Genomic DNA, 416 nt, shown 5'->3' with positions numbered 1-416 from the left:
GTGGAGATGAGCTCCGCGGTGGCGATGCCCGTGGGGAACGGCAGGGCCTCCTGCTCCAGCAGGCGCCGCCGCAACAAGCCCGCCACCAGCACGCCCACCACGCCCAGGACCAGACCCCAGACCGTGATGCCCCAGCCCGGCACACCCGTGCCCAGCAGGGCCAGCGCCGGAATCGCGGCCAGCAGCCCCGCCGACGCGGGCATCGCGCCCACCGCCGCCGCGGCCGTCTGCGTGAGGTTGTTCTCCAGCGGCGTGTAGGGCACGCCCCGCTTGCGCCCATAAGGCGCCAGGGCACTGAACCCCAGCACCGCCGCCGCGATGGAGCCCGAGTCCCACAGGCCCGTCTTCAATCCCATGTAGAGGTTGGTGACGGCCAGCAGCGCGCCAATGAGCAGGCCCATCCCCAACGACCGGGC

The 416-nt window shown here is 72.8% G+C and carries 1 protein-coding gene; it reads right to left on the bottom strand.

Annotation, left to right across the window (positions count from 1 at the left end; genetic code table 11):
• The coding region (locus tag D7Y11_RS43025) for an OPT/YSL family transporter (protein WP_199753997.1) at nucleotides 1-416 on the bottom strand (416 nt) is incomplete at both ends.

The sequence above is a fragment of the Corallococcus sp. AB018 genome (assembly GCF_003986945.1).
Classification (GTDB): domain Bacteria; phylum Myxococcota; class Myxococcia; order Myxococcales; family Myxococcaceae; genus Corallococcus; species Corallococcus exiguus.
Note: the sequence above shows the minus strand (reverse complement) of the source record. Positions and strands in the feature narration are given on the sequence as shown.